The sequence below is a fragment of the Streptomyces sp. NPDC048417 genome (assembly GCF_040651615.1).
Classification (GTDB): Bacteria; Actinomycetota; Actinomycetes; order Streptomycetales; family Streptomycetaceae; genus Streptomyces.
On record NZ_JBEZKI010000050.1, the window covers coordinates 21,256 to 40,669 of the forward strand.

Here is a 19,414-nt window from a genome sequence, read left to right on the forward strand (position 1 = left end):
GTCAGTTGCCGCCGGAGATGGTCACTCCGGTCCAGTCGATGTGGGCCGGGTTCTTCGGCAGGCCGGAGATCGACTTGCTCTTGGCGATGAGGTTCGGCGCGGAGTAGGTGAAGACCAGCGCCTTGCTCCGCAATCCGGCGCGGGTGGCCGCCTGGAGGACCTTGGTGTAGTCCGGCGAGTCCAGCGGGGTCTCCCGCACCTTGGCGACGGCCGCCTCGAAGCCGGCCGGCTCGTACGGAGTGCTCAGGTTCAGCGGGCCGTTGGGGCCGAAGTGGGCGGTGAGGGTCTGCAGGGCGGAGTCCCGGCCGGTGGTCCCGTACAGCGAGAACGTCAGGTCCTTGGCGAAGAACGGGGTGGCCCAGTTCTTGTCGATCTTGATGGTGACGGTGATCCCGACCTTGGCCAGCTGCGACTGGACCAGCTCCGCCTGGGGATCCTCGGCCGGGATGACCAGGTTGAGCTTGATGTCACCGGCCTGGTAACCCGCCTCGGCGAGCAGCTTCTTGGACTTCGCCGGGTCGTAGGGGTAGTCGTTCTCCGACTCGGGTCGTAGGCCACGTACCCCTTCGGGAACGGCTGGTTGGTCACCGAGCCGTAGCCGAACGTCAGCTTGTCCACGAACTCCTGACGGTTGATCGCATAGCGGACGGCGTCCACGACCTTGTCGTTGTTGAACGGCGCCTTGTTGATGTTGAGGCTGATGTTGTTGGCGTTGAAGCCCGGCTGGGAGAAGACGTCCAGACCGGCCTTCTTGGCGGCGGCCGCCTGGCTCGGGGCGAGGTCGGCGAAGTTGTAGACGCCGGTGCGCAGGCCGGAGACGACCGTGGAGGCGTCGGGGGCCGAGGTCAGTTCGACGTTGTCGATGTGGATGTTCTTGGCGTCCCAGTACTCCGGGTTCTTCTTCAGGACCGCCTTGGTGCCCGGCACCAGCTGGGTGACGATGAACGGCCCCGCGCCGACCGGGTTCTGGTCGAGCTTCGTGGGGTTCGCGGCCGCCTTGGGACTGGCGATCTGCAGGACCCGCTCACCCAGCAACTGAGGTATCTGGTAGTCGACCTGGGTGAGGTGGAGCACCGCGTCCAGCCCCTTGGCGTCCACCGACTTGATGGAGGTCAGATCACCGAAGAGCGCCGAGTTCTTCTGCTTCTGCGCCCGCTCGATGGCCGCCTTGACGGCGGCGGCGTTCACCGGCTCGCCGTCGCTGAACTTCAGGTCCGGCCGCAGATGGAAGGTGATCTCGTCACCCTTCTTGTTGTACTCCCAGCTCTTGGCGAGATCCGGCACGGCCTTGCCGGTCTCGTCCGTGCGGGTCAACGACGCGTAGGTCAGGGCGAGTTCACGGAACTGGGCGCCACTGCCGCTGACCACCGGATCCCAGTGGGCCGGGAAGTAGGAGGAGGTCCACTTCAGCGTGGCGCCGCTTCCGGCGGACGCGGTGCCGGAGCCGCAGGCGGTGAGCGCGGGGGCGAGCAGGGCGACGAGGGCGCCGGCGACGGCTGTGGTTCGCAGGCCGCCGGACCCCCGGCGTGAGACGAGTTCAAGTCTGGGGCGGCGGGCGGTGTGGTGTGCGGGCATCTCGTTCTTCCTGTGGTCGGCCCGGTCTGGGTCGGGGCGGAGGGAGCAGGGCGGAAGGCCGGCTGGACATCCGCGCGGACCGTCGACCGGGACCGAACGGGCATGCCGGGGCGAGCGCCGGCACACACTCGGAGCGTGCGGCGCTCAGGGCAAGGGGAGTTGGCGGCCTCGCGAGGGCGGGCCCGGAGGCTGTGAAGGAGGCGACGGGGAACGCGGGCGCGGAGGACGGCGGGACGCGGCCGAGCCGGACGGCGGGCAACCGGGGCCGCACCACGAAGGCGCGGAGATCAGGCGGCTGCGGGCCGGAGGCGGCGGACGGCTGAGGGCCGGGGACGGCGGAAGGTCAGCGACAGAGTGCGCTGCAGGTGCGCCGCAGGTCCACGTAGCGGCACACCACACCGGGGTGCGTCGTGAGCATGCTGCACATCCTGGGGGCTGCCGCGACCGGCTGTCAATGGACACCAATTGGTGTCTCATTCGGCGGGACGGCCTCGGTCCGCAGATCAGAGGTCCGCCGGGGTGTGGAAGGGGCTCAGCCGGTGTTGGTCCGGCGAGCTGACGCTTCGTCAGGATGCAGCCACAGGGGGCCGTTTCCGGTCTCCACCCGGACGGCGTGCGGCGGCGGCCACGCGCCCTCCGCCAGCTGCGGCCGCTCCGGATCCGTCATGCTCCCGTAACGCTCCAACGCCTCCGCCGGGGAGAGGGGCGCGGGGACCGCCGGCAGCCCTGGACAGAGTTCCTCGACGACGGCGGCGTACTCCTCGAAGGGCCGCCAGCCGGGCACCACCCGGTAGCCGGCGGGCGCACGCACCAGCAGGGTCGGCAGCGCGTACCGGTACCCGCCGTCGGCGGTCTCCTTGGCTGCACCCGGATGCGGCGAACCGCTCGACACCGAGCGCACCTCGGGGACGGGCCGGCGCGCCTCGGCACGGTCGGCGCGCACCCGCTCCAGGACCGCGTCGGACGCGGCGTCGGCGGCCAGCCGCTCCATGTCCAGGCCCGGTACGCCCCGGACCGCGGCCAGCGCCAGCGCGGCGGTGTCCGCCGGTTCGCCGAGCACGAAGACGGTCTCCCGCAGCCGCCGCAGCGCTCGCTCGGCGACGTCGTCGCGCCGGAGGCCGTTCTGGAGGCCGTTCTGGAGGCCGTTCTGCAGGCCGCCTGTGAGGCCGCCCTGGAGTTCGGCTGCCTTGGCGACCAGTGAGGCGGGCCAGGAACTGGCCGGCATCCGGCTCAGCCGTACCGCCCGGGGAGCCCCGCTGTGCGAGCTGATCTCCTCGACGTAGCGTGCGTACCAGGCGGTCTCCGCCGCCGGATCCGGCGGCGGGTCGTCGTCGTCATCGAAGAGGATCGCGTACGCCCGCCGCCAGCGGACCCGGCCGGCCAGCGCCGTCCGCAGCCTGCGGAAGACCGGCTCCGAACCCCACGCCCACGGACACAGCGGGTCGGTGTACTCCACCACCTCGACCGGCGGCGGCAGTTCGGCGGCGCCCGTCACGCGGCGCCCGTCCGGGCCAGCCTCTCGGCCGGTTCGGCGGGCAGCAGCGACATCAGGGTCACCCCGCCCAGGACCGCCGCCGCACCCGCCTCGACCTCACGCCACACCCCGGGCAGCCCCGTGGCGGGACCGGGGTAGTCGAGTTCGGCCAGTGACTCGCCGCGCAGCGTGATCAACTCACCGTCGACGGCCCGCGTGACGTCCAGCAGAGTGATCTCCTCGGCGGGTCTGCCGAGCCAGTAACCGCCCTCGCAGCCACGCTGGCTGCGCACCAGGCCCGCTCTGCGCAGCTCACCCACCACGGACTTCAGAAACCGGAACGGGATCTCCTGCGAGGACGCGATCGCCTCACAGGTCAGCGGACGAGCCGGCTCACGGGCGAGCTCCAGCAGCGCCCGAATGCCGTAGTCCGCCTTCGCGGAGATATGCATGCGCACATCATGCCCGAGGAGTCGGCGCGGCGAGCCGCTTCCAGTAGGCCCGCTCGCTCTGTTGCGGGAACATTGCCGCAGGTGAAAGGCAATGGACACCTCTTGACATCCTTTTCTGAGGCGCCCTAGCGTCCACGCCATGAGCGAGCCGCTGACGACCCCCGGTGAAGGCTTCCATCCGCATCTCCACGAAACCCCGGACCGCCCGGCGGCACCGCTGAGCACCCGCCTGCACCACGTCCGCGCCGACTCCCTGGACGGCGACACCGCACAGACCGGCGGTATGCGCAGGTTCGCGGCCGTCAGCGGGAAGACGGTCGGTTCCGAGAAGCTGTGGATGGGCCAGACCCATGTGGCGCCCGCCACCTCCTCCTCCGACCACCACCACGGCGAGTCCGAGACCGCCATCTACGTGGTGAGCGGACACCCCGAGTTCGTCTTCCTGGACGACTCCGGCCCGGAACCGGAGGAGGTACGGCTGCGCACCTCGCCCGGCGACTACATCTTCGTCCCGCCCTTCGTCCCGCACCGCGAGGAGAACCCGGACCCCGACGACGAGGCGGTGGTCGTCATCGCGCGCAGCACCCAGGAGGCGATCGTGGTCAACCTGCCTGGTCTGTACGCCCTTCCGGCCGACGGGGGATGACGGGCCGGCTCGCGGCGGCGGTGTGACGCCGGTACCCGGACGTGTGTCAGAGGACCTCGTGGAGCTTCCCGGTCGCCACGTCGAAGACGAAGCCCCGGATCCGGTCCTTGTGCACGATGAAGGGGTCCGCCTTGATCCGTGCGATCGACTGGCGGACGTCCGTGTCCAGATCGCCGAAGGCCTCGGCGGCCCAGGGCGGGCGGATTCCGGTGTCCTTCTGGACCGCGTCCTTGAACCCGTCGTCGGTGAAGGTCAGCATCCCGCAGTCGGTGTGGTGGATGAGGATGATCTCCTCGGTGCCCAGGAGGCGCTGGCTGATGGCGAGCGAGCGGATCTCGTCCTGGGTGACCACGCCTCCGGCGTTGCGGACGACATGCGCCTCCCCGTCGCCGAGGCCGAGGATCGCGTAGACGTTGAGCCGGGCGTCCATGCAGGCCACCACGGCCAGCCGCTTGGACGGGGGCAGCGGGAGGGGGCCGGTGAAGGTCTCGGCGTAGCGGGCGTTGTTGGCGAGGAGTTCATCGGTCACGGACATGACGGACCTCGGTTCTGGTGCGGTGGGGACGGTGCCGGGGGAGGGGGCGCGGTTCCGGGGCGTCCGGGCCGCGGGTGCGCTCACGCGGCCCGGCGACAGAACCCGTCGAAGAGATGCAACCGACGCGAGGGCCAGAAGCCCGTCGGCGTGGTGACGAAGGTCTGCATCACACCAGTGAACCTCTTTGACATGCGGTTCGCACGGGCGGCGGGTGTTGCAGGTTCGTGAAATGCCGCTCGCGGGCGGGGGACCGGCATTTTCCACTGCATACAGTTGCATGCACTACGCCGCTTCCGCGCCCTGGAGACACCGCACCATGGAAGAACTCACCTGGCACAGCCCCGCCATCGCCGACGGCATAGCCGCGATCCGCTCCGGCTCTCCGTTCGTCTACGGCCTGACCAACTACGTCGCCGCCAACCTCAGCGCCAACGTGCTGCTGGCCGTCGGCGCGGGCCCCGCCATCGGTGCCGCCGCCGACTTCCCCACCGTCTTCCCGGCCGGCGCCGGCGGGGTCTGGATCAACACGGCGGCGCTCATCAGCAACCCGGCGGAACCCGTCGCCGACGCCGCCCGCACCGCGCACGAGGCGGGTACGCCCTGGGTCCTGGACCCGGTCGCGGTGGGCGCCGGCGCCACCGAGTACGACGCGTTCGTGAAGGGGCTCCTCGACCACCGGCCCACCGTGATCCGAGGCAACGCCAGCGAACTGATCGCCCTCTCCGGCGGTGACAGCACCGGCAAGGGCGTCGAGACCACCGCCTCCTCCACGGACGCGATCGGCGCCGTCGAGGATCTCGCCCGACAGACCGGTGCCGTCGTCGCGGTCAGCGGCCCTGTCGACTACCTGACCGACGGCACCCGCACCGTCGCCGTCCCCGGCGGAGACGTCCGGCTGACCCAGGTCACCGGCGCCGGGTGCAGCCTCGGCGCGCTGATCGCGGGCGCCCTCGCCGTCGTACCCGACACCCTGACGGCCACCGCCGTCGCCCATGTCGCCTTCGCCACGGCGGCCGAGCGGGCCGGTGCCCGCACCACCGGCACCGGATCCTTCGCGGTCGCCCTGCTCGACGAACTCTCGCTGCTCGGCACGTGACGGCACCGGACCGCAGGACCGTACGAACCCTGGAGCACCCCTTGACCACCGACGAGCCGAACCCCGTCGCCCCGCGCATGCACCTGGCCGCGTTCCTCAACGCCGGACCCCAGGGCACCGTCGGCTGGCGGCACCCCGACGCGGGCGACGGTTTCCTCACGGCCGCGCACTACACGCACATCGCCCGGGTCCTGGAGGACGCCGGTTTCGACCTGGCCTTCGTACCGGACTCCCTCGCCGTGCCCCGGAGCCTCGGCGACTCCTACGCCCCGGCCGTGACCTGGGGAACCGGCACCCCGCGCCTGGACCCGGTGCCCGTCATCACCCTCATGGCGGCGGCCACCCGGCATCTCGGCGTCGCCGCCACCGTCTCCACCGGCTACCAGGAGCCCTTCCATGTCGCCCGCGGCATGGCCACCCTCGACCACCTCATCGGCGGGCGCGCCGGCTGGAACGTGGTCACCAGCTTCCAGGACGCCGAAGCCCAGAACTTCGGCCAGGACAAGCTGCCCGGGCGACAGGCACGCTACGACCGGGCGGAGGAGTTCCTGGAGGTCACCGCGCAGCTCTGGGACAGCTGGGCCGACGACGCGATCGTAGCCGACAAGGCGAGCGGGATCTTCGGCCGGCCCGAGGCCGTGGCGGCCGTGGAGCACCGGGGCGAACGCTTCGCGGTGCGGGGCCCGCTGAGCGTGCCGCGGCCGCCGCAGGGCTACCCGGTGATCATCCAGGCGGGCGCCTCCCCCGCCGGCCGGGACTTCGCGGCCCGCTGGGCGGACGTGATCTTCTGCAGCCACGAGTCGCTGGAGTCGGCGGTCGCCTTCTACGCCGACGTCAAGGCCCGTGCCGCCGCCCACGGCCGTGACCCGGACCAGCTCAAGGTGCTCCCGGCGGCGACGACCGTGGTGGGCACCGACCTGCGTGACGCCCTCGCCAAGCACGAGGCGTTCACCGAACTGGTCCACCCCGAGGCGGGGTTGTCCCGGCTCGCCTACCACGTCAACGTCGACCTGACCCGTTACGACCTTGACGGCCCGCTGCCCTCCCTGGCGGAGGTCGGCGTCGAGGGCCACTACCGCGAGGTCGTCGAGTTCGCCGAGCGGGAGAAGCTCAGCGTGCGCGAGATCGGCCGCTGGTACGGCGCCCGCACCGAGGGCAACATGATCGGCTCGCCCTCGGACATCGCCGACACCATGCAGCTGTGGCTGGACCGCGGCGCGGCCGACGGCTTCATGATCCAGGCGACCCATGTGCCCACCGCCTTCGAGGAGTTCGCCGACCTCGTCGTCCCCGAACTGCGCCGCCGTGGCCTCGTACGCACCGGCTACGACGGATCCACCCTGCGGGAGAACCTGGGCCTCGCCCGCCCGGAGCGGGGCGAATGGCGCAACCGTGCTGCGAAGGAACGCTCATGACCCGTGCCAGTGTCCTCGTCGACGTCGACTGGCTGCGCCACCGGCTCGACGAGGTGATCGTCCTCGACGCCACCGTGGACCGCCGCACCGGCCCGGACGGCGGCAAGGTCTTCGTCAGCGGACTCGCCCTGCACACCGAACGCCGCATCCCCGGCGCCCACTTCGCCGACCTGATGACCGGCTTCTCGGATCCCTCGGCGCCCTTCTCCTTCACCCGTCCGCCCACCTCCGCGATCGAGGCCCACGCCCGGGAACTCGGCATCCGCGAGGGCTCCACCGTCGTCGTCTACGACCGGCTGACGGGAGCCTGGGCCGCCCGGGTGTGGTGGGTGCTGCGCACCGCCGGCATCACGGGCGTCCAGGTCCTCAACGGCGGCCTGACCGCCTGGGAGGCGGCCGGACTGCCCGTCACGGGCGGCCGTGAACCGGCTCCGGCCCGCGGGGACGTCGTCGCGCGTCCCGCCCGCGAGGGGTTCGTGGACCTCGCCCGCATGAAGCGCATAGCCGACGGCAGCGACCTCACCCCGGCGGTCTGCGCCCTGCGCCGACCCGAGTACCTCGGCGACCCCGCCCTGCCCCGCTCAGGACACATCCCCCGCACGTCGAACCTCCCCTATGCCGACCTCCTCGGCCCGGACAACACCCTCTCCGCGGAGCGCACCGAGCGGCTCGCGCGGTCCCACGGGGTGCGCGCCGGCGACGGCACCGTCCTCTACTGCGGCGGGGCGATCAACGCGGCCGGTCTCGCCCTGGCCCTGCACGAGACCGGCATCGACGACGTCCTGCTCTACGACGGCTCGCTCGGCGAATGGCGGGCCGACCCGGCGCTGCCGCTGGTCACCGGTCCGGAGAAGGAGGAGACCGGCCGTCCCGTCCGGTGACCCGCGGCAGCCGCCGGCCCCGGCATGCGGCATGATCCGGGCGGCGGGCCCACGAGGCGTCTCGCAGGCCGACCGCGCGATGAGGAAACGGATGAAGAGCACACGGGACACGATCTACGACGAGCTACGGCGCCGTCTCACCCACGGCCACTACCCGCAGGACGCCTCCCTCGTCCCGCTCGCGCTGAGCGAGGAGTTCGCGGTGTCACGTACCCCGGTCCGCGAGGCGCTGGCCCTGCTGGAACAGGACGGCCTCCTGGTGGGCACCCGGCGCGGCTTCGCCCTGCGGCAGCGGTCGGACGAGGAGATGCTCGAACTCTTCGAGCTGCGGGCGGTGCTGGACGCCATGACCGCCTCGGCCGCCGCCCGGCGGCGCAGCCCGGTGGACCTCGCCCGACTGGACGCCCTGGTGGAACAGGCGGGTTCGCTGGACGACCCGGCCGAGATCCGCCGCAGCTTCAACGAGTGGCACGACACGGTGCGTTCGGCCGCCCACAACAACACCGTTACCTCGCTGCTGCACACCGTGGACGCTCAGGTGAAGACGAGCGCGCCGTGGCGGACCGTGACGGTCGACGACACCTTCGACGCGACCCTCGCCGAACACCGCGCGATCACCGAGGCGATACGCGACCAGGACGCGGAGGCGGCCCGGCTGCGGATGCTCGCCCACCACGAACACGACCGGGACACCCGCATCCGGCAGCGGGTACGGGGGGACGGCCGGGGAGCCCTGACATGAGCCGGCCGGCGGCTTCCGCCGGAGCGGCCCTGCCCCCTCGGGCCTGGCTCCGGCGCCGGCTCAGGTGCGGGGACCGGTTTCCAGGAAGTGGTGGAGGGAGGCGGTCATCCGGGTGACGAAGGCGTCGCGGGTCCGGTCGGGGACGAGGTCGAGGGAGAGATAGGGGTTGAGGTCCTCCAACTCGACCAGGAGAAGGGAGCCGTCCCGGGTGCGGCAGGCGTCCACGCGCTGGATGCCGTGGTCGAGCGTGTTCCAGTCGATGAAACGCCGGGCGAAGACAAGATCGGCCGCCGAGGGTTCGTACGGTTCGAGGACCCAGCGGCGGCCGGGGTCGGGGGCGTGGAGCGCGTACTGGAAGGCGTCGTCGACGTAGTAGAAGGACACCTCGTAGCGGAAGTCGATGCGAGGCTGGACCAGGATGTCGCCGTAGGCGAGGTCGGCCAGCCGGTCCCGGGCCACGAAGGTCAGGCCGATGGAGTCCGCTCCCGTCCTGGGCTTGACCGCGTACTGGTCGCTCTCGGGCAGGCGGTCCAGATGCCGGGGCCGGTCGATGGTGGGGATGACCGGGTATCCGGCCGCGGTCAGTTCCGGCAGATATCCCTTGCCTGCCATGTCGGCCCGGCCGTTCAGCGGGTTGTAGACCCGGATGCCGCCCGCCCTGGCCCGGTCGCGGAAGGCGTCGTACTCCCGCTGGTAGTGGAGTACCGGACCGCTGTTGCGGACCACGACCGCGTCGAAGCGGTCCATCAGGGCCGCGGCGTCGAGCGGATGGCACAGGGCGATGTCGAAGTCCGCGCGGAGCCGGGCGGTCAGGAACACGTCCTCGTCGCCGTACCGACGCCCGCGCGCCGGATAGGCGAGGTCGGTCACGTACAGCAGGCTCGGGCGGGCGGACATGGTGCTTCTCCTCGGCAGGTGGCCACGCGTGCGGTCAGCCGATGGTGGCACGCTCCCGGCGGGGAGCCGTGCCGCCCCACCTCCAATCGGCCGCCGTCCGGATCCGCGCGTCGCGGGGAAGCGGCCTACGACCGGAGGCGGGCGCCCGGACCCAGCCGGGCGGTGACTTCCCCCGGGGCGAGGGCGGCGTGCTCCGCGGAGCACTGGACGACGACGCGGACCGGAGCGTCGCAGCCGGTGTGGCGAACGTCCAGCGGGGGGCTCTCCCCGGGGTCGAGGGCGTATGTCTCGCCCCACTGGCTCAGCGCCATGAGGACGGGCCACAGGTCCCAGCCCTTGCGGGTCAGCCGGTACTCGTTGCGGGCGCGGCTGCCGGGCTCCCGGTAGGGGACGGTCTTCAGGACGCCGGCCGAGATCAGCTTCCGTAGGCGGTCGCTGAGCACCGCCTCCGACAGGCCGATGTGCCGGTGGAAGTCGTCGAAGCGGCGGACGCCGTTGACCGCGTCACGCAGGATCAGCAGCGTCCATTTCTCTCCGACCACGTCGAGCGTGCGCTGGACGGGGCAGTTCTCCGTGCTCGCCTCAAGCCACTCCATGGCGCCATCGTAAGGCCCTGACTTCGTCATTGACAGTCAGGTGAGCGGAAAGCTAGCTTCATTTGAAAAAGTCAGACGGATCGGTCAGACGGATCGGTCAGACGGATCGGATGGAAGGGCTCAGCGCTGTGGGACGGACACGTACGTATCAGTGGGACGATCCCGCGGTCCTGGCGGAGGCCGCCGGACGCATGGCCGGTATCGACTTCCTGCGCGAGCTGCAGGCGGGACGGCTGCCGAGCTCGCCGATCAACCACACCGTCGACTTCGCCCTGGACGAGGTGGAGCCGGGGCGGGCGGTCTTCTCCCTGACGCCGGGCGAGGAGCACTACAACCCGATCGGCAGCGTGCACGGCGGCATCTTCGCCGTGCTGCTGGACTCGGCCGCGGGATGCGCCGTGCAGTCCACTCTTCCGCAGGGCATGGCGTACACCTCCCTCGACCTGACTGTGAAGTTCCTGCGCCGCATCACCGTGGAGACCGGCACCGTGCGCGCCATCGGCACGGTGGTCAGCAAGGGCCGTCAAACCGCCCTCGCACAAGCGCAGTTGGTCGACGGGACGGACCGGCTGCTCGCCCACGCCACCAGCAGCTGCATGCTCTTCCCGGTGCCGCCCCCGCGCTGAGCCGGAAGCCCCCGGCGCGCCGGTTCGCGGCGCCCGGGGCCGAGCGCGCCCCGGGGTGACCCCAGGGCGCGCGACACCGTTCCCTCGCCTCCTTCGCCGGACGGCCTCAGTGGCCGGGCGCCCCCTCGGGTGCGCCGTACGCCGGCTCCTGTTCGGACGTTCCGGCGTCCGCGCCGGACCGGCGGCGGCCCGGTGTCCACAGGAGGGCGCCGGAGGCCAGGCCGAGGGCGGCGAGGAGCCACCAGACCCGGTGGAAGGAGTCGACGGCGGTGGCCGCGGTGGGCGTGCCGAGGACGGCGACGAAGAGGCTGATGCCGAGGACCGCGCCGAGCTGGCGCAGGCTCGCGTTGATCGCCGAGCCGAGCGCGAACCGCCCCGGCGGCAGCGCCTGGACGGCGGCCCCGGACTGTACGGGCAGGGTGAGCCCGACGCCGAGCCCGGTGAGCAGCGCCGCTGGCAGCCAGTGGGTGGTCCAGTGCGGAGTGGCGCCGGCGAAGACCGCGGTGAGGGTGAGCCCGGCCGTCCAGAAGAGGGCGCCGAAGGTGAGCACACGGCGGGCCCCGTGGGTGTGGGAGAGGCGGCTGGCGGTGCGGGCCACGGCGGTGACCACCAGCGGGCTCGGCGCGGTGGCGAGGGCGGCGCGCAGCACCGAGTAGTGCCACACCGTCTGCAGGAAGATGATGTTGCTGAGCAACATGCCGTAGAAGGCGGCGGCGAACACCAGAGTCGCCGCGTTGACCAGCCGGAACTGCCGGACCCGGAAGAGCGCGAAGTCCATCACGGGCTGTGCGGTGGCACGGTCGCGCAGGACGAAGGCCGGGAGCAGCAGCGCGGCGAGTACGAAGGAGCCGATCACCCACGGGTCGGACCAGCCCCGGTTCGGGCCCTCGATGATGCCGAGGCTCAGCGCGGCGGGCATCGCGGCGATCAGCAGGACGCCGAGCGGGTCGGGCAGACCGTGGGCGTGCGGGTCGCGGGCCTCGCGCAGCAGCCGCAGGCCGAAGAAGGCGATCACCGCGCAGATCGGCACGTTGACCAGGAAGATCCAGCGCCAGGAGGCGTACTGGGTCAGCAGGGCGCCCAGGGTGGGGCCGAGCGCGGCGGCCGCCGCGCCCATGGAGCCCCAGGTGCCTATCGCGACCGGCCGCCGGGCCGCCGGGAACTCAGGGAGGATCAGGGACAGTGACGTCGGAGTGACCAGGGCGGCGAACGCCGCTTGCAGGGCCCGTCCCGCGATGAGCATTCCGGTGTTCGGCGCCAGCCCGCACAGGGCGCTCATCGCCGCGAAGCCGGTGATGCCGATGAGGAAGACCCGCTTGCGCCCGTAACGGTCGGCGAGCCGGCCGGCCGGGATGAGGACGGCGGCGAAGACCAGGCTGTAGGCGTTGAGCACCCACGCCAGATGGCCGGCCGTGGCGTGGAAGCTGCGGCCGATGGTCTCGAAGGCGACATTGACGATCGTGGTGTCGAGGAACACCACGAACGCGCCGAGGCTGCTCAGCGCCAGCACCCGCAACGCGTGACGGCGGGCGGCCGCGTCCTGGACCGGCTCCTCCGTCGTCGCTGACCCGGTAGGCGCGGCGGTGGAGGCCCCCTCGGGTACGGCCATGGTGTCCCCAGATGTGAGTTTGGTTTTCCTACCGACGCCGCGCGACGTTACCCCGAGTGGGTCGTGAAACACAACCAACCAGGGGTAACGTGGGCCCATGGACGTAGAACCGCAACAGGCCGGGGAGTCGCAGACGGGCAGCGCCGGGGCCGTCACCGGGCCGCTGACCTCGGTCATGGCGGACATGCCGGCGGGCGCCCGCCCCTGCTCGATCGCCGCCGCGCTGGGGATCGTCGGCGAGCGGTGGTCGCTGCTCGCGCTGCGGGAGATGTCCTACGGCGTGCACCGCTTCGCGAAGATCGCCGGCTACACGGGCGCACCGCGCGACATCCTGGCCGACCGGCTGCGCAAGCTCGAAGCGGCGGGCGTGATCGAGCGGCGGCAGTACAGCGAGCACCCTCCCCGCCACGAGTACCACCTGACGCAGGCGGGACGGGAACTCTTCCCCGTCATGATCGGCCTGCTGCAATGGGGCGACAGGTGGGCGGTGGACACCCCTGCCGTCGCCTTCCGGCACGAGTGCGGTCACCCCCTGCGGATGGAGTCCGGGTGCCGGCACTGCGAGGGAGAGATCACCCCGGAGTCCCTCTTCTTGCAGCCGCGCGACGCGCACTCCTGACGGTCACCGCCGGTTCGGTCCTCCCCTGACGGGGCCGGACTCGCCGTACCTGCCGTAGCGCTCGATGCTGTGGGGGAGGGGTGGGCCGCGGGACGCCGGAGGTGGGCGGCGTCGCTCGGCGAGGCCGGGTCAGGGGCGCAGTCCGAGGGCCTCTCGCCCCGCGTAGCGTGCTTGTGTCCCCAGTTCCTCCTCGATGCGGAAGAGCTGGTTGTACTTGGCGGTGCGGTCCGAGCGGGACAGCGAGCCGGTCTTGATCTGGCCGCAGCCCGTGGCGACGGCGAGGTCGGCGATCGTCGTGTCCTCGGTCTCGCCGGAGCGGTGGGACATGACGACCGTGTACCCGGCGCGGTGGGCGGTGGCGACCGTGCCGAGGGTCTCGGTGAGGGTGCCGATCTGGTTGACCTTCACCAGGACGGAGTTGGCGATGCCGTCGCGGATACCGGCGCGCAGCAGCGTCTCGTTGGTGCAGAAGACGTCGTCGCCGGTGAGCTGGCAGCGGTCGCCGAGCCGGGCGGTCAGGTCACGCCAGCCGGCGTGGTCGTCCTCGGCCATCGGATCCTCGATGGAGGCCACGGGGTAGCGGTCGACGAGGGCGGCGAGGTAGTCGGCGTGTTCGGCGGGGGTACGGCGGACGCCCTCGCCCGTGTAGTCGTAGCCGCCGTCGTGGAAGAACTCCGAGCTGGCCGGGTCCATGACGAGCGTGATGTCGGTGCCGGGCTTGTAGCCGCTCTGCTCGATGGCGCGGACGACGAAGTCCAGGGCCTCGTCGGCGGTGCGCAGGTCGGGAGCGAAGCCGCCCTCGTCGCCGACGTTGACACTGTGGCCGGCGGCCAGCAGGTTGCCGCGCAGGGTGTGGAAGACCTCCGAGCCCATGCGGACCGCCTCGGCGAAGGTGGCCGCACCGATGGGCGCGATCATGAACTCCTGGAAGTCGAGCGGATTGTCGGCGTGGGCGCCGCCGTTGACGATGTTCATCATCGGCACCGGCAGCAGCCGGGCGTCGACTCCGCCGACGTAGCGGTACAGCGGCTGCCGGTGGGAGGCCGCGGCGGCCTTGGCGGTGGCCAGGGAGACGCCGAGCAGGGCGTTGGCGCCGAGCCGCGACTTGGTCTCCGTGCCGTCCAGCTCGATCATCGTACGGTCGACGGTCGCCTGGTCCTCGGCGTCCAGTCCGGTCACGGCGTCCGCGATGCTCTCGTTCACGGCGTCGACGGCACGCCGAACTCCCCTGCCGTGAAAGCGGGTCGGGTCGCCGTCGCGCAGTTCGACCGCTTCGCGGGCGCCGGTGGAGGCGCCGGAGGGGACGGCGGCGCGGCCCAGTGAGCCGTCCTTGAGTTCCACGTCGACCTCGACCGTGGGGTTGCCCCGGCTGTCGATGATCTCGCGTGCGACGACCCGGCTGATGGCGGTCACGATGCACTCCTCACGCTGGGCCCGTGCGCTGACGGGCGGTAAGTTCCATCGAGAAACAAAGTGAGTCCCGAAAGGGAACTTACTATGGGTGCATGAGGATGCACAACGCTGACGCGACCTGCGGGATCGCCCAGGCCGCCATGGTCCTGGGGGACTGGTGGAATGTCCTGGTGCTGCGCGAGGTCGCCCGCGGCCATGTCCGCTTCGACGCGCTGGCCGCCGAGATCGGCCTGTCCCGCAAGGTGCTCACCGAGCGGCTGGGCAGGCTCGTCGCCCACGGTGTCCTGCACCGCAGCCTCTACCAACGGCGGCCGGTGCGTTACGAGTACCTGCTCACCGACGCCGGTGCCGGGCTGCTGCCGCTGCTCGTCGCGATGCAGGACTGGGGCGACCGCTGGGTACTGGGCGACGGCGGCCTCACCGCGACGGCGGCGGCGGACGGTGCCGAACACGCCCGCGTGCACGCCCTCGTCGGCACCCGCCTGCCCGACGGCCTCGAACTGCCCGCCGCGCAGGGCGCCGACGTGCCCCTGGTCTCCCCGGACGCCCCGGCGACCGTGCTGTTCACCTACCCCGGCACCGGAGTCGAGTGGGGCGAGCCGCCGATCCCCGGCGCCCCTGGCTGCACGCTGGAGAACCGGCTCTTCCGGGACGCCTGGCCCGAATTCCGGAAGGCGGGCGTGACGGTACGCGGGATCAGCACCCAACTCGCTTACGAACAGGCGGAGTTCGCCCGTGCCGAAGAGGTCCCGTACCCCCTGCTCTCCGACGCCGCCCACCAACTGGCGGCGGCCCTGCGGCTGCCGACCTTCCGTGGTGCGGGCCGACTGCGCCACAAACGTCTGATCCTGGTCGTCGACGCCGAACGGACCGTACGGCACACGCTGTTCCCGGTCGACGACATCCCGCACGCCGTCGCCGAGAGTCTGCGACTGGCGGCGAACCGCGTCGATCCGACGTGAGCCGGAGTCCCTGTGCGCTTCTCGCGGGAGCCGGTGCCCGCGTTCACGTCGATCACGTCCGCGGCGTCCGGGAGAGCGGTGTGGGTCCGCGCGGCGGTCCGCGGATTCAGGCGGCTGGAGTCGACCGGGCGCGGGCGGGTGGGGTCAAGGAGTCGCGGGAGGCGGTCCGTCTGCTTCCGCCTCCTGGTAGGAGTAGCGCTGCTGCTGCCACGCGTCGGCGATGTTGTGGTAGCCGCGTTCCTCCCAGAAGCCGCGCCGGTCGGCGGTCGTGTACTCGATGCCGCGCAGCCACTTGGGGCTCTTGTAGCCGTACAGATGGGGCACGACCAGGCGGAGCGGGAAGCCGTGTTCGGCGGTGAGGGGCTCGCCGTTGTGGTGGGCGGCCATGAGGGTGCGTGGCGAGGTGAAGTCGCTGAGGCGCAGGTTGGCGGAGAAGCCGTAACCGCCCAGGCCATGACGTGGGTGACCCCGGGGGCGGGCGGGACCAGGTCCAGGACGGTGCCGGCGGGGATGCCGTACCACTCGTGGTCGGTGGAGGTGGGAACCGCTCGCGCAGTGCAGGTCGGCGACGACCGTGACGTGGGGGAGGGTGGCCAGGTCGTCGAAGTTCCACTCGTGGGTCTCACCCGAGGCGGTGGCGCCGAAGACCCGCAGGTTCCAGCGCTCGGGGCGGAAGCGGGGGACCGGACCGTAGTGCGAGACCGGCCAGCCGTGCACCAGGCGCTGGCCGGGAGGGACCCCGCCGGCGGCCTCGGCCGTGCCTGGTCGGTCGCCTGTCATGCGGGTCCCCTCTCCTCGCCGGTGCCCTGGTCGCGGCCGCCTACCTGTGCAGGGTAGGCGCTGACGCGAGGTGCGGCCGGACCGGGGCGCGGCGAGTGTCCGCAGGCGGGCCCGCACTGGAACTCCGCCACGGCGCCCCTGCCCACCAGGCGGTTCCCCAGGCGCCGATGCCCGGGACGAGGAGGGCGGCGGTCATGCGCACGGCGGCGGACATGGCGATGCGGTGGCAGGCACAGGGCCGTACGGGCGTACTCGGCGCCGGATCAGGGACGAGCGGCGTCACGCGGTCGCGAGGGACACCTCGGTCGACTTGATCAGCGCCACGACCGGCGAACCGGCCGTCAGACCGAGGTCGGTGACCGCGTCCTTGGTGATCGCCGAGGTGAGTTCGCCGCCGTCGACGGTGACCTTGACCGTGGCCATCGCCCCGCCCACGGCGACGTCGCTGACCGTGCCGGGCAGCCGGTTGCGGATGGACAGACCCGTCACGGGGCCGGTGGCGAGGGCGACCTCGGTGGACTTCATCATGGCCCGGACGGCCGACCCCTCGGCGAGCCCCAGGTCCTTGACCGCCTCCAGGGTGATCGCGGCGGTGAGATCCTGGCCGCCGTCCAGGCGTACCTTCACGGTCGCCATCACCTCGCCGGCGGTGACGGCGGTGACTGTACCGGGGATCTGGTTGCGGATGCTCAGGCTCATGACGAGGCGCCTCACAGAAGGACGGACGGACGGGGTGAATTGCTGCACTTTGTATGGTTCGTGAATCCATAAACTAGCTGCTCTGGCAACGCCCGTTGTGCCTCCTGTCGCATCCGCCACCCGTGTACCCGCCCGGCCCTGGCAAATCCGAGAAAGCGATGAGACGGCGGCCGCGGCCGCCGGAATGCCACCGTCCCGCCCGGGAGACCGCCCCCCTCGACCCGGCCGACTCCATGGCCGAGGAGCACCTGGCCGAGGAGCACCAGGGCCCCTCCCTGCGCACGGCCGGCCGGGATCTCGCCCACTACGAGGACGTCCGCCACCACTTCCTGGCACGCGCGGCCCGCGCCACCGGATGAGCCCGCCGACCCGCCCGAGCGGCATCGAGGTCGACACGGCGGGTGCAGTTCAATCTGATTGACTCGCGAGTGCAGCCAAACGTACCTTCCCTGCTATGGCTCATGATGAACCCACACGGGCGGCCCGACTGCTGGACGCCCAGGCCAAGGCCGAGCGGCTCTTCGCCGAGATGGAGGAGCGGGGGCTGGTGGCGCCGGGCGAAGGAGAGCGGGCGGTCAGCGACCGCGTCCGTGACCTGGCGAACGAACTCTTCGGTACGACCCGGCACTGGCACAAGCGGATCGTGCGCTCGGGCCCGAACACCCTCAAGCCGTACCGGGAGAACCCGCCGGACCGGGTGATCGGCGCGGACGACATCGTGTTCGCCGACTTCGGGCCGATCTTCGAGGAGTACGAGGCCGACTTCGGGCGGACCTTCGTCCTCGGCGACGACCCGGTCAAACGACGGCTCCGCGACGACCTGGCGCAGGTCTTCGCCGCCGGCAAGCGGTTCTTCGAGGCCGATCCGGACATCACCGGCCGGCAGCTGTACGCCGAGGTGGAGCGGCTGGCCGCCGAGGCCGGCTGGGAACTGGGCGGCTGGCACGCCGGTCACCTGGTCGGCGAGTTCCCGCACGAGAAGATCGACGGCGCGGACACCGAGTCGTACATCGCACCCGCCAACGACATGCCCCTGCGCCGCACCGACAAGGCGGGCCGTACCTGCCACTGGATCCTGGAGATCCATCTCGTCGACCGGCAACGGGAGTTCGGCGGCTTCTACGAGGAACTCCTCACGCTCTGATCCGGCCCGGGCGGCATCCGGCCCGGGCGCGTCACGTCAGCGGTCTCTCGGCGGTCCCCTCGCGGACCTGGCCGGCGAAGGTGCCGGTGGTCAGCAGGAGAAGGTCGCTGTCCTCGACCCGCCCGTGCCGCCGCGGCGTAATATACAGATGTCAATTAGACGCCGCGAAGGCCCGACCGTCGGCACACCAGGTCTCGGCCGCACAGGCACAGTCAACGCCTGGCAGGCACGGGTCGTCCCGCGTCTCCGCGTCGCGGGGCCGGGTGTGGCCGCACACGCCCCGGGACCGTCGTACCGCGAAAGGAGACGCCATGCCCCACCTGGCGGAACAGTCCCGATTCACCCTCGGTGGAACGACGATCACCTACCTCCCCGACGGATACGGCGCTCACCATCCCGACACGATGATGCCGGGAGTGGACTGGGCGGCACACCCCGGCTCCCTGGCGGACAGCCTGCTCGTCCTCACGTTCGGAGCCTTCCTCGTCCGCACCGGCGACCAGAACATCCTGGTGGACCTCGCCCTCGGTGAGATGGACGTGGACATACCCGGCGTAGCCCGGTTGAAGGGCGGCGAACTCCTGCGCAGTCTGGCCGCCGAGGGACTGTCCGCCGACGACATCGACACGGTGGTGTACACGCATCTGCACCTCGACCACGTCGGCTGGACCAGCGATGTCGCCCCCGTCCCGAACGGACCCAGGACACGCACGCCCACCGGTCTCACCTTCGCCCGTGCGCGTCATCTGATGGCGCAGGACGAGTGGCGCTACTGGTCGGCGCGGACCGGCGAACTGGGCGGGCCGGACGCCGACGTGGTGCTGAAGCCGCTCGAGGGTGTCGTCGAGTTCATCGGGGGCGGCGACACGATCGCGCCCGGCGTCACCGTCGAGGACACGTCGGGGCACACTCCCGGGCACCTGGCGGTCGTCGTGCGCGACCCGTCGGGCGCCGGTAGGGAATCGGTGTTCCTCGCGGGAGACATCTTCCACGCCCCGGTGGAGATCGCCGACCCGAACCTCTCCTTCTCCTCGGACGTCGATCCGGACCGGGCCAAAGCCGTGCGCGACCGCGTGCTGGAGCGGCCGGACACGGTGATCGCCGCCGGCCACTTCCCGCACGGCGTGTTCGGCCGGGCCGTGCCGACGGGCGACACGTACACCTGGACCACCGTCGACGGCTCGCCGTCCTCCCGATAGCCGACCCGGTCGGGCCGTCCCCGGTGCCGTCGCCGCGGACCTTGCTCTGCGCGG

19 protein-coding genes and 2 pseudogenes are annotated in these 19,414 nt (G+C 71.6%); 11 read left to right on the forward strand and 10 right to left on the reverse strand.

The window, feature by feature from the left end:
- Position 1: 1 nt before the first annotated feature.
- From AB0D59_RS47700 to AB0D59_RS47710, 3 genes and pseudogenes are all read right to left on the reverse strand, one after another.
- Positions 2-1,575, reverse strand: a pseudogene (locus tag AB0D59_RS47700) (ABC transporter substrate-binding protein).
- 532 nt (positions 1,576-2,107) lie between these two features.
- Entirely contained in the window at positions 2,108-3,070 is a 963-nt protein-coding gene (locus AB0D59_RS47705) for a hypothetical protein (RefSeq protein ID WP_362578347.1), read from the reverse strand.
- On the reverse strand, positions 3,067-3,501 hold the full coding sequence (locus AB0D59_RS47710) for an Rrf2 family transcriptional regulator (protein ID WP_362578350.1): 435 nt from the start codon (positions 3,499-3,501) through the stop codon (positions 3,067-3,069). The genes AB0D59_RS47705 and AB0D59_RS47710 overlap by 4 nt, the downstream gene beginning before the upstream one ends.
- A 139-nt stretch (positions 3,502-3,640) precedes the next feature.
- Here AB0D59_RS47710 and AB0D59_RS47715 point away from each other — a divergent pair, with 139 nt between their 5' ends.
- Positions 3,641-4,147: a cupin domain-containing protein gene (locus AB0D59_RS47715; protein ID WP_362578352.1), complete on the forward strand. Its 507-nt coding sequence runs from the start codon at positions 3,641-3,643 to the stop codon at positions 4,145-4,147.
- Positions 4,148-4,193: 46 nt separating this feature from the next.
- Here AB0D59_RS47715 and AB0D59_RS47720 read toward each other — a convergent pair whose 3' ends face one another.
- Positions 4,194-4,682, reverse strand: coding sequence for a carbonic anhydrase (locus tag AB0D59_RS47720; protein WP_362578355.1), 489 nt, complete (start codon positions 4,680-4,682; stop codon positions 4,194-4,196).
- Between the two features lie 316 nt (positions 4,683-4,998).
- On the opposite strand from AB0D59_RS47720, the gene AB0D59_RS47725 reads away from it, so the two are divergent.
- The 4 genes from AB0D59_RS47725 to AB0D59_RS47740 all read left to right on the forward strand — a co-directional run bounded on the left by AB0D59_RS47725 (position 4,999) and on the right by AB0D59_RS47740 (position 8,816).
- On the forward strand, positions 4,999-5,778 hold the full coding sequence (locus AB0D59_RS47725) for a hydroxyethylthiazole kinase (protein WP_362578358.1): 780 nt from the start codon (positions 4,999-5,001) through the stop codon (positions 5,776-5,778).
- A gap of 41 nt (positions 5,779-5,819) precedes the next feature.
- On the forward strand, positions 5,820-7,193 hold the full coding sequence (locus AB0D59_RS47730) for an LLM class flavin-dependent oxidoreductase (protein WP_362578361.1): 1,374 nt from the start codon (positions 5,820-5,822) through the stop codon (positions 7,191-7,193).
- Positions 7,190-8,074, forward strand: a complete 885-nt coding sequence (locus AB0D59_RS47735) for a rhodanese-like domain-containing protein (protein WP_362578363.1) — start codon at positions 7,190-7,192, stop codon at positions 8,072-8,074. Before AB0D59_RS47730 ends, AB0D59_RS47735 begins: the two co-directional genes overlap by 4 nt.
- A 91-nt stretch (positions 8,075-8,165) precedes the next feature.
- The gene (locus AB0D59_RS47740) at positions 8,166-8,816 is read left to right on the forward strand and encodes a GntR family transcriptional regulator (RefSeq protein WP_362578366.1); all 651 of its coding nucleotides are present in this window, start codon (positions 8,166-8,168) and stop codon (positions 8,814-8,816) included.
- Positions 8,817-8,876: 60 nt separating this feature from the next.
- Here the strand turns inward: AB0D59_RS47740 and AB0D59_RS47745 are convergent, their stop codons facing one another.
- Positions 8,877-9,713 (reverse strand): hypothetical protein, encoded by an 837-nt coding sequence (locus tag AB0D59_RS47745; RefSeq protein WP_362578369.1) that lies wholly within the window; start codon positions 9,711-9,713, stop codon positions 8,877-8,879.
- A gap of 125 nt (positions 9,714-9,838) precedes the next feature.
- Positions 9,839-10,309: a helix-turn-helix domain-containing protein gene (locus tag AB0D59_RS47750; RefSeq protein ID WP_362578371.1), complete on the reverse strand. Its 471-nt coding sequence runs from the start codon at positions 10,307-10,309 to the stop codon at positions 9,839-9,841.
- 128 nt (positions 10,310-10,437) lie between these two features.
- On the opposite strand from AB0D59_RS47750, the gene AB0D59_RS47755 reads away from it, so the two are divergent.
- Positions 10,438-10,935, forward strand: a complete 498-nt coding sequence (locus tag AB0D59_RS47755) for a PaaI family thioesterase (RefSeq protein WP_351697729.1) — start codon at positions 10,438-10,440, stop codon at positions 10,933-10,935.
- A 106-nt stretch (positions 10,936-11,041) separates the two neighbouring features.
- Here the strand turns inward: AB0D59_RS47755 and AB0D59_RS47760 are convergent, their stop codons facing one another.
- The gene (locus AB0D59_RS47760) at positions 11,042-12,544 is read right to left on the reverse strand and encodes an MFS transporter (RefSeq protein ID WP_362578374.1); all 1,503 of its coding nucleotides are present in this window, start codon (positions 12,542-12,544) and stop codon (positions 11,042-11,044) included.
- A 97-nt stretch (positions 12,545-12,641) separates the two neighbouring features.
- On the opposite strand from AB0D59_RS47760, the gene AB0D59_RS47765 reads away from it, so the two are divergent.
- Complete coding sequence (locus AB0D59_RS47765; protein WP_362578377.1) at positions 12,642-13,163, forward strand: helix-turn-helix domain-containing protein; 522 nt, start codon at positions 12,642-12,644, stop codon at positions 13,161-13,163.
- A 129-nt stretch (positions 13,164-13,292) separates the two neighbouring features.
- On the opposite strand, the gene eno is transcribed toward AB0D59_RS47765, so the two are convergent.
- Positions 13,293-14,576, reverse strand: a complete 1,284-nt coding sequence (gene eno / locus AB0D59_RS47770) for a phosphopyruvate hydratase (protein WP_362578380.1) — start codon at positions 14,574-14,576, stop codon at positions 13,293-13,295.
- 92 nt (positions 14,577-14,668) lie between these two features.
- Between eno and AB0D59_RS47775 the strand changes: the two genes are divergently transcribed.
- Positions 14,669-15,538, forward strand: coding sequence for a winged helix-turn-helix transcriptional regulator (locus AB0D59_RS47775; RefSeq protein ID WP_362578383.1), 870 nt, complete (start codon positions 14,669-14,671; stop codon positions 15,536-15,538).
- Between the two features lie 144 nt (positions 15,539-15,682).
- Here AB0D59_RS47775 and AB0D59_RS47780 read toward each other — a convergent pair.
- Positions 15,683-16,318 (reverse strand): annotated as a pseudogene (locus AB0D59_RS47780) (molybdopterin-dependent oxidoreductase).
- Between the two features lie 279 nt (positions 16,319-16,597).
- Positions 16,598-17,017: a TOBE domain-containing protein gene (locus AB0D59_RS47785; RefSeq protein WP_362578385.1), complete on the reverse strand. Its 420-nt coding sequence runs from the start codon at positions 17,015-17,017 to the stop codon at positions 16,598-16,600.
- A gap of 158 nt (positions 17,018-17,175) precedes the next feature.
- On the opposite strand from AB0D59_RS47785, the gene AB0D59_RS47790 reads away from it, so the two are divergent.
- The 3 genes from AB0D59_RS47790 to AB0D59_RS47800 all read left to right on the forward strand — a co-directional run bounded on the left by AB0D59_RS47790 (position 17,176) and on the right by AB0D59_RS47800 (position 19,360).
- Entirely contained in the window at positions 17,176-17,376 is a 201-nt protein-coding gene (locus AB0D59_RS47790) for a hypothetical protein (RefSeq protein WP_362578387.1), read from the forward strand.
- Positions 17,377-17,471: 95 nt separating this feature from the next.
- Positions 17,472-18,161: a M24 family metallopeptidase gene (locus AB0D59_RS47795; RefSeq protein WP_362578389.1), complete on the forward strand. Its 690-nt coding sequence runs from the start codon at positions 17,472-17,474 to the stop codon at positions 18,159-18,161.
- Positions 18,162-18,472: 311 nt separating this feature from the next.
- A complete protein-coding gene (locus AB0D59_RS47800; protein ID WP_362578392.1) occupies positions 18,473-19,360 on the forward strand; it encodes an MBL fold metallo-hydrolase in 888 nt (295 codons plus the stop codon).
- The last annotated feature ends 54 nt before the right edge of the window (positions 19,361-19,414 follow it).